Origin of the sequence: Methylobacterium sp. C1 (genome assembly GCF_001854385.1) — a bacterium.
GTDB lineage: Bacteria > Pseudomonadota > Alphaproteobacteria > Rhizobiales > Beijerinckiaceae > Methylobacterium > Methylobacterium radiotolerans.
In genome coordinates, this window is the sequence record NZ_CP017640.1 from 933825 (window position 1) to 946245 (window position 12421).

The 12421-nt window shown below is 70.0% G+C and carries 13 protein-coding genes; 10 read left to right on the forward strand and 3 right to left on the reverse strand.

Features of this window, described 5'->3' with window-relative positions; translation table 11 throughout:
• Nucleotides 1–570, forward strand: a complete 570-nt coding sequence (locus tag BKE41_RS04365) for an NUDIX hydrolase (RefSeq protein WP_012317695.1) — start codon at nucleotides 1–3, stop codon at nucleotides 568–570.
• Nucleotides 571–764: 194 nt separating this feature from the next.
• On the forward strand, nucleotides 765–1934 hold the full coding sequence (locus BKE41_RS04370) for an acetyl-CoA acetyltransferase (protein ID WP_012317696.1): 1170 nt from the start codon (nucleotides 765–767) through the stop codon (nucleotides 1932–1934).
• 130 nt (nucleotides 1935–2064) lie between these two features.
• On the opposite strand, the gene BKE41_RS04375 is transcribed toward BKE41_RS04370, so the two are convergent.
• The 3 genes from BKE41_RS04375 to BKE41_RS04385 all read right to left on the reverse strand — a co-directional run bounded on the left by BKE41_RS04375 (nucleotide 2065) and on the right by BKE41_RS04385 (nucleotide 4544).
• Nucleotides 2065–3357, reverse strand: a complete 1293-nt coding sequence (locus BKE41_RS04375; RefSeq protein ID WP_012317697.1) for an O-acetylhomoserine aminocarboxypropyltransferase/cysteine synthase family protein — start codon at nucleotides 3355–3357, stop codon at nucleotides 2065–2067.
• Nucleotides 3358–3415: 58 nt separating this feature from the next.
• Nucleotides 3416–3802, reverse strand: a complete 387-nt coding sequence (locus BKE41_RS04380; protein WP_012317698.1) for a response regulator — start codon at nucleotides 3800–3802, stop codon at nucleotides 3416–3418.
• Between the two features lie 85 nt (nucleotides 3803–3887).
• Nucleotides 3888–4544 (reverse strand): alpha/beta hydrolase, encoded by a 657-nt coding sequence (locus BKE41_RS04385; RefSeq protein ID WP_010686946.1) that lies wholly within the window; start codon nucleotides 4542–4544, stop codon nucleotides 3888–3890.
• Between the two features lie 273 nt (nucleotides 4545–4817).
• Here BKE41_RS04385 and BKE41_RS04390 point away from each other — a divergent pair, with 273 nt between their 5' ends.
• From BKE41_RS04390 to BKE41_RS04425, 8 genes are all read left to right on the forward strand, one after another.
• Nucleotides 4818–5987 (forward strand): cysteine desulfurase family protein, encoded by a 1170-nt coding sequence (locus tag BKE41_RS04390; protein ID WP_012317699.1) that lies wholly within the window; start codon nucleotides 4818–4820, stop codon nucleotides 5985–5987.
• 69 nt (nucleotides 5988–6056) lie between these two features.
• Nucleotides 6057–7526, forward strand: a complete 1470-nt coding sequence (gene sufB, locus BKE41_RS04395) for a Fe-S cluster assembly protein SufB (protein WP_012317700.1) — start codon at nucleotides 6057–6059, stop codon at nucleotides 7524–7526.
• Nucleotides 7527–7548: 22 nt separating this feature from the next.
• Nucleotides 7549–7788 (forward strand): hypothetical protein, encoded by a 240-nt coding sequence (locus BKE41_RS04400; RefSeq protein WP_024831006.1) that lies wholly within the window; start codon nucleotides 7549–7551, stop codon nucleotides 7786–7788.
• Nucleotides 7789–7803: 15 nt separating this feature from the next.
• Complete coding sequence (gene sufC / locus BKE41_RS04405; RefSeq protein ID WP_012317702.1) at nucleotides 7804–8556, forward strand: Fe-S cluster assembly ATPase SufC; 753 nt, start codon at nucleotides 7804–7806, stop codon at nucleotides 8554–8556.
• Between the two features lie 3 nt (nucleotides 8557–8559).
• On the forward strand, nucleotides 8560–9882 hold the full coding sequence (locus BKE41_RS04410) for a SufD family Fe-S cluster assembly protein (RefSeq protein WP_070998596.1): 1323 nt from the start codon (nucleotides 8560–8562) through the stop codon (nucleotides 9880–9882).
• A gap of 204 nt (nucleotides 9883–10086) precedes the next feature.
• Nucleotides 10087–11331, forward strand: a complete 1245-nt coding sequence (locus BKE41_RS04415; protein ID WP_012317704.1) for a cysteine desulfurase — start codon at nucleotides 10087–10089, stop codon at nucleotides 11329–11331.
• Between the two features lie 78 nt (nucleotides 11332–11409).
• A complete protein-coding gene (locus BKE41_RS04420; RefSeq protein ID WP_244413263.1) occupies nucleotides 11410–11763 on the forward strand; it encodes an SUF system Fe-S cluster assembly protein in 354 nt (117 codons plus the stop codon).
• 246 nt (nucleotides 11764–12009) lie between these two features.
• Complete coding sequence (locus tag BKE41_RS04425) at nucleotides 12010–12342, forward strand: hypothetical protein (RefSeq protein WP_012317705.1); 333 nt, start codon at nucleotides 12010–12012, stop codon at nucleotides 12340–12342.
• Nucleotides 12343–12421: the final 79 nt, after the last annotated feature.

Consider the following 12421-nt stretch of genomic DNA (forward strand, 5'->3'; position numbering starts at 1 on the left):
ATGAAAGCTGAGATCCTCACTGTCCGCTTCGTTCACGAGGGCTGGAGCCGCTTCGGGATCGCGCGGGTGCGCCTCGCCGACGGCGCCGTCGTCGAGCGCGAGATCGAGGACCACGGCAACTCGGTCGGGATCCTGCCCTACGACCCGGAGCGGAAGGTCGCGACCCTCGTGCGCGAGCTGCGGGTGCCGCCGCTGTTCGCGGCCGGCGAGCAGGTCCAGCTGGAGGCCCCGGCCGGACTGATCGACGGCGGCGGCCCGGAGGAGAATGCCCGCCGGGAGGCGATGGAGGAGGTGGGGCTGCGCCTGCAAACGCTCGAGTTCGTCGGCGCCACCTATTCCTGCGCCAGCCTGACGACCGAGAAGATCCACCTCTACCTCGCGCCCTACGGCCGGGCGGATCGCGCGGAGGCGGGCGGCGGGGCCGAGGGCGAGCACGAGAACATCCGGGTGGTCGAGATGCCGCTGGCCGAGCTCGCCGCCCGCGCCGACAGCGCCGAGATCGCCGATCTGAAGACCCTCGCCCTGATCCTGGCGCTTCGCGCGCGCCATCCGGAGCTGTTCGCCCCGTGAGACGCCGCGCGCTCGCCCGCGGGCTGCTGACCGCACTGGTGCTCGTCGGCGTCGCGTGGGTCGCCGTCCACCTGCGCTGAACGGGCGCGGACGCTCCTCGTCCGGACGGGTCCGGCGCGTCGAAGAACCCGCGCATGTCTTGATCGCCGGCCGCGGCGGGCCCATCGTCCGGACCAGACTCGGGAGGTCACCGGATGACGCGCGCCTGCATCGTGGGCTGGGCCCACACCCCCTTCGGCAAGCTCGAGGAGCCCGACGTCGAGGGGCTGATCGCCCGGGTCTCGGGCGAGGCTCTGGCCCATGCCGGCGTCGAGGAGGCGCAGGTCGACGGCATCTACGTGGGCTCGATGAATACCGGCTTCTCGAAGCAGGGCTTCGAGGGCTCCCTGGTGGCGGTGAGCCGGCCGGGCCTCGCCCACGCTCCGGCGACCCATCTGGAGAACGCCTGCGCCACGGGGTCGGCGGCCCTCTACGCGGCCCTCGACTTCGTCGACAGCGGCCGCGGCCGGATCGCCCTGGTGATCGGGGCCGAGAAGATGACGGCCAAGAGCGTGGCCGAGACCGGCGACATCCTGCTGGGCGCCTCCTACCGCAAGGAGGAGGCCGACATCGAAGGCGGCTTCGCGGGCGTGTTCGGGCGGATCGCGGCGGGCTACTTCCAGCGCTACGGCGACCGCAGCGAGGAGCTGGCCCGCATCGCCGCCAAGAACCACCGCAACGGCGTCGGCAACCCCTACGCGCAGCTGCGCAAGGATCTCGGCTTCGACTTCTGCAACCGGGTCTCAGAGAAGAACCCCTACGTGGCCGCCCCCCTGCGGCGCACGGACTGCTCGCTGATCTCGGACGGGGCGGCGGCCCTGGTCGTGGCCGACGCCGAGACCGCCGAGGGCCTGGAGCGGGCGATCGGCTTCCGCGCCCGGGCCCACGTCAACGACATCCTGCCCCTGTCCCGCCGCGACCCGGCGGAGTTCAAGGGCGCGCGGATGGCCTGGGAGAAGGCGCGGGCCCAGGCCGGAATCGCCAACGAGGACCTCTCCTTCGTGGAGACGCACGACTGCTTCACCATCGCCGAGCTGATCGAGTACGAGGCGATGGGCCTCGCCGCCCCGGGCGAGGGGTTTCGTGTGGTGCGCGAGGGACTCGCCGAGAAGGGGGGCCGGCTGCCGATCAACCCGTCCGGCGGCCTCAAGGCCAAGGGTCACCCCGTGGGGGCGACCGGCGTGTCGATGCACGTCATGGCCTGCCTCCAACTCATGGGCGAGGCCGGCGAGATGCAGGTGCCCGGGGCGGAGCTCGCCGGGATCTTCAACATGGGCGGCGCGGCGGTGGCCAACTACGTGTCGATCCTGGAGCGGCGGCGCTGAGGCCATCCCGGCCGCGACCACTCTCCGCCCGCCGCGGCCGTCCTTGCGAGCGGAGCGGAGCGATTCAGCGGCGCCACAGCGATCGCGATCGCGCGGCTCCGGGTCGCTTCGCCGCGCGCGCGATGACGGATCAGGGGAGGCGGTCCAGCGCCTGCTTGAGATCCGCGATCAGGTCGGCCTCGTTCTCCAGCCCGATCGACAGCCGCACGGTCTCCGGCCCGACCTGCGCGGCGGCCTTCTCGTGCTCCGGCAGCTGCCGGTGCGTGGTCGAGGACGGGTGGATCGCCAGCGACTTGATCTCGCCGATATTCACCAGATGCGAGATCAGCTCCAGTCCGGCGATGAACCGCAGCGCCGCCGGCTCACCGCCCTTCAGCGCGAAGGTGAAGATCGAGCCCGGCCCGTCCGGGGTATAGCGGCGGGCGAGGTCCTCGCCGGGCTGGCCCGGCAGCATCGGGTAGCTCACCCACGCCACAGCCGGGTGATCCTTCAGGAAGGCCGCCACCGCCCGGGCGTTGGCGCAGTGCCGCTCCATGCGCAGCGGCAGGGTCTCGATCCCCATGAGCGTCAGGAACGCGTTCATCGGCGACAGGCCGGGCCCGAGGTCCCGCAGGCCGAAGAACCGGCACGCCGCCGCGAAGGGGGTCGCCGGGAAGGCCTCGGTGAGCACCAGCCCGTCGTAGTCCGGCCAAGGCTCGGTGATCAGGTTGTAGCCGCCGGCCTTCGCCCAGTCGAAGCGGCCGGCGTCGCAGATCACGCCGCCGATGGTCTGGCCGGAGCCGCTCAGGAACTTGGAGGTGGAGTGCCAGACGATGTCGGCGCCGTGCTCGATCGGCCGGATCAGGGCCGGCGAGGCCAGGGTGTTGTCCACGACGAGCGGCAGATTGTGGCGGCGGGCCACCGCGGCGATCCCGTCGAGGTCCACCACCGACGCGCAGGGATTCACGATCGATTCGCAGAAGATGGCCCGGCAGTCCGGCGTGATGGCCGCCTCGAAGTCCTCGGGGGCCATGCCGCGCGCGAAGCGCGGCTTCAGGTCGTAGCGCCCGTCGAGGCGGCGCATCAGGCCGAGCGAGCCGCCGAACAGACGCGGGGATGCCACATAGGCGTCGCCGCTCTTCATCAGCGTCATGAGGACCAGCTGCATGGCGGACTGCCCGGAGGACACCGCCACCCCCGCCTTCGCGCCCTCCAGGTCGGCGATCCGGCGCTCCAGCGCGGCGACCGTCGGGTTGGAACCGCGCGAGTAGGAGAAGCCGGTCCGGCGGCCGGCGAAGATGTCGGCGGCCTGCTCGGTCGAGTCGAAGACGAAGCCGTTGGTGAAGTAGATCGGCTGGACCCGCGCGCCCGTGGCGGGATCCGGCGCCGCGCCGGCGTGGATCGCCCGGGTCGCGAAGCGGTGCGGTCGGTTCTGGTCCGTCATGGCTCTCGGTCGGGTGTTCGGGGCCCGAACCGGGTGTCAGCCCGGGCGGATCCCCGCGTCAAGCCGCGCGGCGGATGAAGGCCTGCAGGGTCCGGACCAGGGTGGTCGGCTCGTAGGGCTTCGGGATGAACCGGGCGCCCTCCGGCATGTCGTTGGGTCCGGGCGTGCCCATGCCCGATACGACCAGCACGGGAATCGACGGCCAGCGATGCGCGACGAGGCGCGCCAGTGCGAAGCCGTCCATAGACCCCTGCGGCATGTCGACGTCGGTCATCAGGACACCGACGTCGTCGCGGTTCTCCAGGACCTTCAGCGCCTTGTCGGCGTGTGTCGCCTCGACGACGGTGAAGCCCGCATCCGCGAGGGTGTCCGAGGCCTCCATCAGCAGGAGGCCGTCATCTTCCACCAGGAGAACGACGGGTTGGTCGGACGGGCTATCTGACATCAGACCTGCGAAGGTGAGTCTTAATTCCGAAGCCCGCGCCCTATTCCTCCGGGGCTCCCCCCGTCAAGGCGCGGGGCCGGATCCGTCAGGCCGCCTCCTCGCGCTTGCCGAGGCGCTTGTCGAGGTAGGTGTCGACCGTCTGGGTCAGTTCCTCGACCTTCCCGTCGAAGAAATGGTTCGCGCCCTCGACCATCTGGTGCTCGATGATGACGCCCTTCTGGGTCTTCACCTTCTCGATCACCGGCATGACCTCGCGGGCGGGCGCAACCCGGTCCTCGGAGCCGTGCACGAACAGGCCGGAGGAGGGGCAGGGGGCCAGGAAGGTGAAGTCGTAGCGGTTCGCCATGGCGGCGATGGAGATGAAGCCCTCGATCTCGGGGCGGCGCATCAGGAGCTGCATGCCGATCCACGAGCCGAAGGACACGCCCGCGATCCAGCAGGACTTCGCCTCCGGATTGACCGACTGCACCCAGTCGAGGGCGGCCGCGGCGTCCGACAGCTCGCCCGAACCGTGGTCGAACGAGCCCTGGCTGCGCCCGACCCCGCGGAAATTGAAGCGCAGGGCTGCGAAACCGCGGTTGGCGAAGGTATAGAAAAGGTTGTACACAATTTGATTGTTCATCGTACCCCCGAACTGGGGGTGCGGGTGCAGGATGATGGCGATCGGCGCGCCGCGCTTCTTGGGGGCTTGGTAACGGCCTTCCAGGCGGCCGGCCGGGCCGGTGAAGATCACTTCGGGCATCGCTCGTCTCTCGCTCCGGAGATCGCCCGCCGGGCGATCGACGCGGCGGCGCAGCAGCCTTGACTCGTCGCGCGCGCACCATAAAAGCAGTCTTAGAACAGTTCTAGTCGATTAGAACCGTTCTAAACAAGCCGTCCGAAGCACCGCGTTGGCTACCGCGCCGACCGTGCTGGGTCGGCGGGATCTCATTTTCTCGGCGCGCCTTAGCACGGCGAGCCGGTGCGCGGGCAAGGAATTGTGACGCGCCGCAGCAGAGGGCTTAACGGAACGCGGATGAGCCGGGCACGCGCCTATCTCGACTACAACGCCACCGCCCCGGTCCGGCCGGCCGTCGCGGAGTCGGTCGCGCGCGCGCTCACGCTTCCCGGGAACCCGTCCTCGATCCACGCGGAGGGAAGGGCCGCGCGGGCAGCTCTGGAAGCGGCGCGGACCGAGGTCGCGTCTCTCGTGAACGCCCGACCCGAGCAGGTCGTGTTCACCAGCGGCGGGACGGAGGCGGCGAACGCGGTCCTGTCGGGTGCCCTCCGTCGCCGCGGCGAGGCGGCACCGACGCGGCTGCTCCACTCGGCCACGGAGCATCCCTGCGTGGCGGCCGGTCACCGGTTTCCGGACGCGGCCGTGGAGGAAGTGCCGGTCACCGCCGAGGGCGTGGTCGATCTCGCCGCGCTGGAGGCGCGCCTCGCCGCTCTGGCGGACGAGACCCTGCTCCTCTCGGTCCATGCCGCCAACAACGAGACGGGCGCGGTGCAGCCGCTGGCCGAGATCGTCGAGCTGGCGCGGGCGCACGGCCGGACCCTGATCCACAGCGACGCGGTGCAGGCAGCCGGCAAGATCCCCCTCGACACCGCGGCGCTCGGCCTCGACGCGCTGACCCTGTCGGGCCACAAGTTCGCGGCGCCCAAGGGCGTCGGCGCGCTCGTTCTGGCCGAGGGCGTCACCCTGGAGACCGCCTTCCTGCGCGGCGGTGGCCAGGAGCGGCGGCAACGCTGCGGCACCGAGTGCCTGCCGGCCCTCGTCGGCATGGGCGAGGCCGCGCGGATCGCCCGCGAGACGCTCGACGGCGAGGCCGCGCGCCTGGCGGCCCTGCGCGACCGGATCGAGGCCGGCGTGCTGGCCATGGCGCCCGACGCGGTGGTGTTCGCCGCCGGAGCGCGGCGCCTGCCCAACACCCTGAGTTTCTCGGTCCCGGGCCTCGACGCGCCCTCGGCCCTGATCGCCCTCGACCTCGCCGGCGTGGCGGTGTCGTCGGGCTCGGCCTGCTCCTCGGGCAAGGTCGCGCGCTCGGCGACGCTCGCCGCGATGGGCGTCGGTCCTGACCTCGCCGGGGGGGCGCTGCGCGTCAGCCTCGGCTGGAACACGGTGGACGAGGAGGTGGCATGCTTCCTCGACGCCTTCGAACGGGCCTTGCAGCCCCTATATAAGCGGAGAGGACAGGCGGCCTGAGGGCCGCATCCCCCGCTTTCCGACAGACGCTTCCCGGTCCTTGACGCCGGAGATGCCTAGGAGACGCTGATGCCTGCCGTGCAGGAAACCATTGACCGGGTCCGCTCGATCGACCTCGACCAGTACAAGTACGGGTTCGAGACCACCATCGAGATGGAGAAGTCCGAGAAGGGCATCTCCGAGGACGTCGTCCGCTTCATCTCGGCCAAGAAGAACGAGCCCGCGTGGCTGCTGGAGTGGCGCCTCGACGCCTACCGGCGCTGGCTGACCATGAAGGAGCCGGAGTGGGCCCGCGTCTCCTACGACAAGGTCGACTACAACGACATCTACTATTACGCCGCCCCCAAGCGGCAGGGGCCGGAATCGCTCGACGAGATCGATCCCGAGATCCTGAAGACCTACGAGAAGCTCGGCATCCCGCTGCGCGAGGTCGAGGTGCTTGAGGGCATCGCGCCGGAGCGCCGCGTCGCGGTCGACGCCGTGTTCGACTCGGTCTCGGTGGCCACCACCTTCAAGAAGGAGCTCGAGAAGGCCGGCGTGATCTTCATGCCGATCTCCGAGGCCGTGCGCGAGCATCCCGAGCTGGTGAAGAAGTACCTCGGCTCGGTCGTCCCGGTGACCGACAACTTCTTCGCGACGCTGAACTCGGCCGTCTTCTCCGACGGGTCCTTCGTCTACATCCCGCCGGGCGTGCGCTGCCCGATGGAGCTGTCGACCTATTTCCGCATCAACGAGCGCGACACCGGCCAGTTCGAGCGCACGCTGATCATCGCCGACAAGGGCTCTTACGTCTCGTATCTGGAGGGCTGCACCGCTCCGAAGCGCGACGACAACCAGCTCCACGCCGCCGTGGTCGAGCTCGTCGCCCTGGACGATGCTGAGATCAAGTACTCGACGGTCCAGAACTGGTACCCGGGCGACAACGACGGGAAGGGCGGCATCTACAACTTCGTGACGAAGCGCGGCGATTGCCGCGGCGCCCGCTCGAAGATCTCGTGGACGCAGGTCGAGACCGGCTCGGCGATCACCTGGAAGTACCCGTCCTGCATCCTGCGCGGCGACGATTCCCGCGGTGAGTTCTACTCGATCGCGGTGTCGAACGGCATGCAGCAGGTCGATTCCGGCACCAAGATGATCCATCTCGGCAAGAACACGACGAGCCGGATCATCTCGAAGGGCATCTCGGCCGGCCGGTCGCAGAACACCTACCGGGGCCTCGTCTCGGCGCACCGGAAGGCCAAGGGCGCGCGCAACTTCACGAACTGCGACTCCCTGCTGATCGGCGACCAGTGCGGCGCGCACACCGTGCCCTACATCGAGTCGAAGAACGCCTCGGCCGTGTTCGAGCACGAGGCGACCACCTCGAAGATCTCCGAGGAGCAGAAGTTCTACTGCCAGCAGCGCGGCCTCTCCGAGGAGGAGGCGACCGCGCTCATCGTCAACGGCTTCGTCCGGGACGTGCTGCAGCAGCTGCCCATGGAGTTCGCCGTGGAGGCCCAGAAGCTGATCTCGATCAGCCTGGAAGGCTCGGTGGGCTGACCGCCTGGGCGGATACGACGAGGTGCTGCGGGCGGCCCATCGGCACAGCGCGCGGCACGCCGACGAGGTGAGGAGCAGCGTCCTGTGCGGATGCTTCTTCTGCCTCGAAGTTTTCGCGCCGGACGAGATCGCGGGCTGGATCGCCGGTGACGGCACCGCCCTCTGTCCCCGGTGCGGCATCGACGCGGTGATCGGCGACCTCTCCGGCTACCCGGCCGGGAACGCCGCGTTCCTGCGGGCGATGCGGGACGAATGGTTTTGAAGGACTTGGACTGACATGCTGGAAATCAAGAACCTCGTCGTGCAGATCGAGGACAACCGCATCCTGAACGGCCTCAATCTGACCGTGAACGACGGCGAGGTCGCGGCGATCATGGGCCCGAACGGCTCGGGCAAGTCGACCCTCTCCTACGTCATCGCCGGCAAGGAGGATTACGAGGTCCTCGACGGCGAGATCCTGCTCGACGGGCAGAACGTGCTGGAGATGGCCGCCGACGAGCGCGCCGCGGCCGGCGTGTTCCTGGCCTTCCAGTACCCGCTGGAGATCCCCGGCGTCGGCACCATGACCTTCCTGAAGGCCTGCCTGAACGCGCAGCGCAAGGCGCGCGGCGAGGCCGAGCTGTCGACCCCGGACTTCATCCGCGCGGTGAACGGCGCGGCCGACAAGCTCGAGATCAACAAGGAGATGCTCAAGCGCGCCCTCAACGTCGGCTTCTCCGGCGGCGAGAAGAAGCGCATGGAGATCCTCCAGATGGCGCTGCTGCAGCCGAAGTTCTGCGTGCTCGACGAGACCGATTCCGGCCTCGACATCGACGCCCTGCGCATCGTCTCCGAGGGCGTGAACGCGCTCCGCGACCAGGGCCGCTCGTTCCTGGTGATCACCCACTACCAGCGGCTGCTCAACCACATCGTGCCCGACACCGTGCACGTCATGTCGAAGGGTCAGATCGTGAAGACCGGCGGCAAGGAGCTCGCCCTCGAGCTCGAGGCCTCCGGCTACGCCGAGTACCGCACCAGCGAGGCCGCCTGAGCCATGGCCGACGTGACCAACCTCCGCTCCCCCGCCGAGGCCGGCCTGTCGAAGCTGTTCGAGTCGGCCCGCCAGAGCTTCGCCAGCGAGAAGGCGATCGCCCGCGAGGAGGCCTTCCGCTTCTTCGAGGCGACCGGCCTGCCGAGCCGGCGGGTCGAGGCGTTCAAGTACACGGACCTGCGCGCCGCCATCACGGAGGCCGCGCCCCCGGCCGAGGCGCCGAGCCTCGACGTCGCCGAGGCGGCCGTCGCCCGGGCGAAGGGGTTCTCCGGGATCGAGGCCGCGCGCCTGACCTTCGTGAACGGCCATCTCGTCCGCGAGCTGTCGGACCTCGACGGGATCCCCGAGGGCGTCACGGTCGTGCCGATGTCGGACGCGCTGACGCGGGCGCATGTCGACCTGAAGCAGCTCGCCCCGGTGCCGCAGGCCCGGGATAACCCGGTCTACCAGCTCAACACCGCCTTCCTGGCCGACGGCGCCCTGATCACGGTGGCGCCCGGCGCGAAGCCGGCGCGGCCGCTGCACCTGCGCTTCGTCGGCGCCGGCGATGCCCCGTTCTCGACGGCGACGCGCGTGCTCGTCCAGCTGGGCGAAGGCGCGGAGTTCAGCCTCCTGGAGAGCCACGAGGGACCGGACGGCCTCACCTGCCAGCCGAACGACGCCCTCGACGTGGTGGTCGGCCCCAGGGCCGCCTTCCGTCACACGCGCCTGAACACGGAGGGCGATGCGGCCATCGCGCTCTCGACCCTGTCGCTGAAGGTCGAGGCCGAGGGTCAGGTCGAGACCGTCAACCTCGTGACCGGGGCGGTGCTGTCGCGTCACCAGATCTTCGTCCACGTCGCGGGCGAGGACACGAACCTGGTCGTCAACGGCGCCGCCATGCTGCGCAAGGGCCAGCTCGCCGACTCGACCCTGCTCGCGGACCATGCCGCGGTCGGCGGCGTCGGCCGCGAGCAGTTCAAGTGGATCATCGACGGCGACGCCACCGGCGTGTTCCAGGGCAAGATCATCGTCCGGCAGGCCGCGCAGCAGACCGACGGCAAGATGAAGTCCGACTGTCTCCTCCTCACCGACGAGGGGCAGATGATGAACAAGCCGGAGCTGGAGATCTTCGCCGACGACGTGGCCTGCGGCCACGGGGCCACCTGCGGCGCGCCGGACGAGGATCTGCTGTTCTACCTGATGGCCCGCGGCCTTCCGCGCGCGACTGCCGAGAGCCTGCTCGTGCAGGCCTTCGTGGGCGAGGCCGTGGAAGCGGTGACGCACGAGGGCGCGCGCGCGGCTTTGATCGGCGCGATCGAGGCTTGGCTCGAGGCGCGGGGCTGACCATCCCGGCCGGCCCCCTCACGGGACCGGCCGCTTCTCCGAACCTGGATCTCTGCCCGAGATGTCCGCGTCGGCGGGCCCCGAGCGAGGGATCCAGGGCTCGCAATGCCAGCCGGAGGCCTCCGCCGAGGCCTCCGCTTCGCTCCGGCACCTCAGGATGAGGGCTGTTCCCGGGATCGGCGAAGTCTTCGGAAGGTCGCGACCATGAACGCACCCGTCCTCACCCCCGCCTACGACGTCGAGGCGATCCGGAAGGATTTCCCGATCCTGGCGCAGCAGGTCTACGGCAAGCCGCTCGTCTACCTCGACAACGCCGCCTCGGCGCAGAAGCCCCGGCAGGTGATCGACGCGATGGTCTCCTGCATGGAGACCGGCTACGCCAACGTCCACCGCGGCCTCCACTACATGGCGAACGCCGCCACGGAGGGCTTCGAGGGCGCGCGCGAGACCACGCGCCAGTTCCTCAACGCCGCCTCCACGGACGAGATCATCTTCACCCGCAACGCCACCGAGGCCTACAACCTCGTGGCCTCGTCGATGGGCTGGGCCGGCCTGATCGGGGAGGGCGACGAGATCATCCTCTCGATCATGGAGCACCACTCCAACATCGTGCCCTGGCACTTCCTGCGCGAGCGCCGGGGCGCCGTGATCAAGTGGGCGCCGGTGGACGACCAGGGCAACTTCCTGGTCGAGGAGTACGAGAAGCTGTTCTCGCCCCGGACCAAGATGGTGGCGATCACCCACATGTCGAACGTGCTCGGCACCGTGACGCCGGCCGCCGAGATCGTCCGCATCGCCCACGCCCACGGCGTCCCGGTCCTGCTCGACGGTGCGCAGAGCGCGGTGCATCAGCCCGTCGACGTGCAGGCGCTCGATTGCGACTTCTTCGTCTTCACCGGCCACAAGGTCTACGGACCGACCGGGATCGGCGTGCTCTACGGCAAGAAGGCGTGGCTGGAGCGCCTGCCGCCCTATCAGGGCGGGGGCGAGATGATCCGGACAGTGAGCGAGGACGCGATCACCTACAACGATCCGCCTCACCGGTTCGAGGCCGGCACCCCGGCCATCATCGAAGCGGTCGGTCTCGGCGCCGCGCTCGAGTACATGATGACGCTCGGGCGCGACGCGATCGCCGCCCACGAGGCGAAGCTCACCGCCTACGCGCAGGAGCGGCTCGGCGCGATGAATTCCCTGCGCCTGATCGGGACCGCACCGGGCAAGGGCGGCGTGATCGCCTTCGAGATGAAGGGTGCGCACGCCCACGACATCGCCACGGTGATCGACCGGCAGGGCGTCGCCGTGCGCGCCGGGACCCACTGCGCGATGCCGCTGCTCAAGCGGTTCGGCGTCACCTCGACCTGCCGCGCCTCGTTCGGGCTTTACAACACCACCGCCGAGATCGATGCCCTTGCCGAGGCGCTCGGCAGGGCAGAAATGCTGTTCACCTGATACTGGGATGAGGCTGGTCCCGCCCGCGGGCCCGGGGAGAGTGAAGCGATGAGCACCGACGCCACCATCACGGGCGGCATGAACGCCCCCGCCGTCGCCGGCGACTCGACGATCCCGCAGGCGGAGCTGGACCGCCTGACCGACGACATCGTCGCGGCGCTGAAGACGGTCTACGATCCCGAGATCCCGGCCGACATCTACGAGCTCGGCCTGATCTACAAGGTCGATATCGGCGACGATCGGAACGTCGCGATCGACATGACCCTCACCGCGCCCGGCTGCCCGGTGGCGGGCGAGATGCCCGGCTGGGTCGAGAACGCGGTGTCCGCCGTGCCGGGCGTCCAGTCCTGCGCGGTGACCATGGTGTTCGATCCGCCGTGGGACCAGAGCCGCATGTCGGACGAGGCCCGCGTCGCCCTCGACATGTGGTAGGCCGTCACGGCGCCTCACGGCTTCCTGAAGACGCGCCCCGGGCGCGGCGCAGCTCCCGGCGCGGCGCCCGATCTCCGTTATACCGGAAGCGCTTGCGCCGCGTGCTCGACGTGGGCGTGGCGCTTCGATCGCGGCGCGATCCGGGCCAACTACGTAGCCGTTAAGGTCCCGCTAACCATGACCCCGCAGATCGGGGGCCGGCCGCCGCGAGAGCGGCCACTCCCTCGATAAGGTTGGTGGAAGCGGATGGCTGCGGGCTACGTGGTCGCGGCGTTCTTGGAGGCGGCCGGGCTGGTCGGCCTCGTGATCGCCGTGCTCAAGATGCGGACGGAGCGGCAGGCGCGGGCCGCGGAACTGCGGAGCTTTCTCCGCTCCGGACAGATCCCGACCGTCGACACCGCCGGGATGCGCCGTCTCGCGGGCTCCGCCTCGCGCGCGACCGCCGTCCCGTACACGTCCGGCCGGGGCGACGGTGCGACCGCCCGTCCGTCGGCCGCCCGCGCGGCGCTCGGGCGCGCCTTCACGTCCGGCGGCCCGGCGCCGCGGGCCGGGCTGACCGGCGCGATCAGCGCAGGATGATGTCGAGACCGCTGCCGAACAGGACCACGGCGCTGAGCGTCAGCATGAATTTCAGGTCTTCGAGACGGGCGCCCATGAT

What these genes read in the sequence shown, in the direction of transcription:
- BKE41_RS04365 (WP_012317695.1), top strand. Translation starts at nt 1, where the DNA reads ATGAAAGCTGAGATCCTCACTGTCCGCTTCGTTCACGAGGGCTGGAGC.
- BKE41_RS04370 (WP_012317696.1), top strand. Translation starts at nt 765, where the DNA reads ATGACGCGCGCCTGCATCGTGGGCTGGGCCCACACCCCCTTCGGCAAG.
- BKE41_RS04375 (WP_012317697.1), bottom strand. Translation starts at nt 3,357, where the DNA reads ATGACGGACCAGAACCGACCGCACCGCTTCGCGACCCGGGCGATCCAC.
- BKE41_RS04380 (WP_012317698.1), bottom strand. Translation starts at nt 3,802, where the DNA reads ATGTCAGATAGCCCGTCCGACCAACCCGTCGTTCTCCTGGTGGAAGAT.
- BKE41_RS04385 (WP_010686946.1), bottom strand. Translation starts at nt 4,544, where the DNA reads ATGCCCGAAGTGATCTTCACCGGCCCGGCCGGCCGCCTGGAAGGCCGT.
- BKE41_RS04390 (WP_012317699.1), top strand. Translation starts at nt 4,818, where the DNA reads ATGAGCCGGGCACGCGCCTATCTCGACTACAACGCCACCGCCCCGGTC.
- sufB (WP_012317700.1), top strand. Translation starts at nt 6,057, where the DNA reads ATGCCTGCCGTGCAGGAAACCATTGACCGGGTCCGCTCGATCGACCTC.
- sufC (WP_012317702.1), top strand. Translation starts at nt 7,804, where the DNA reads ATGCTGGAAATCAAGAACCTCGTCGTGCAGATCGAGGACAACCGCATC.
- BKE41_RS04410 (WP_070998596.1), top strand. Translation starts at nt 8,560, where the DNA reads ATGGCCGACGTGACCAACCTCCGCTCCCCCGCCGAGGCCGGCCTGTCG.
- BKE41_RS04415 (WP_012317704.1), top strand. Translation starts at nt 10,087, where the DNA reads ATGAACGCACCCGTCCTCACCCCCGCCTACGACGTCGAGGCGATCCGG.
- BKE41_RS04420 (WP_244413263.1), top strand. Translation starts at nt 11,410, where the DNA reads ATGAACGCCCCCGCCGTCGCCGGCGACTCGACGATCCCGCAGGCGGAG.
- BKE41_RS04425 (WP_012317705.1), top strand. Translation starts at nt 12,010, where the DNA reads ATGGCTGCGGGCTACGTGGTCGCGGCGTTCTTGGAGGCGGCCGGGCTG.